The sequence below is a fragment of the Variovorax glucosi genome, assembly GCF_051216695.1.
Classification (GTDB): Bacteria; Pseudomonadota; Gammaproteobacteria; order Burkholderiales; family Burkholderiaceae_C; genus Variovorax.
The window spans coordinates 1-768 of sequence record NZ_JBPJZE010000268.1 but is presented as its reverse complement, the minus strand read 5'-3'; the positions used below and the strand labels follow the sequence as shown (position 1 = coordinate 768).

At 59.2% G+C, this 768-nt stretch carries 1 protein-coding gene; it reads left to right on the top strand.

Annotated elements, in window-relative coordinates; genetic code table 11:
- Positions 1 to 540: a hypothetical protein gene (locus ACSFA3_RS24855; protein ID WP_435508025.1), complete on the top strand. Its 540-nt coding sequence runs from the start codon at positions 1 to 3 to the stop codon at positions 538 to 540.
- Positions 541 to 768 lie beyond the last annotated feature (228 nt).

Genomic DNA, 768 nt, shown 5'->3' with positions numbered 1-768 from the left:
GTGGCCACGATACTGATCGTGGCAGCGGGAACATCTTCAGCGCAGGCCGCTGATCGGCGATACCCCATCGCCTACGTGCAAATGGTGGAGATCACGGAACCTTCGGGCCGAACGGTATGGGAGAACAAGGATTTTCTGAATTGCGACGACGTCGTGTTGACAGAAGAGGACGTCCTCTATGTCTTGCGGCACATGCGTCGGGTTTCATGGAGAGCCTACGACCCGGAAAGAACCGATACCACAGGGTGCGAAGGAGATGCCCTCGTCACATTCAAGAACGGAAGGATCCTCGCCATGGGTATCGAACCCAATGGGCGAGCTCTTGCCCTTGAGTACGACGCAAAGATGAAGCTCACGGGGAGTCCGACGAGCTTCTACGAATGCAGCCCTTGCCGGGAGCGCAAGATGGCCCTCCTGAAGGATGCATTGAATCGCGCGGATGAGCGAAGGCTCAAGAGACTGGAGGCCGAGGACCAGATCCCTCCTGGCGAAGCGGAGCGCAGGCTGAAGTGGCTACGGGCCGAACGCGACAAGCCCTGACGCTCATCAGACCGAAGTCCTTCGCTGACAACCCGCTACGGCGGGTTTTTCTTTTGCCCGAGCCTCAAGCCGAACAGCCGCCTTCCCCAGCACCCGCCCTTAGTCGGCCGCCGCATTAGAAAGCGCGAACAGCTTCCTTCCGCCTCGTGCACCCGCCTCGCAGAATCTTCTGGATTCATCGAAGCCAAGGTTGCCGCTCATGCTCAAACGTTCGTTTCTCCGCCACGC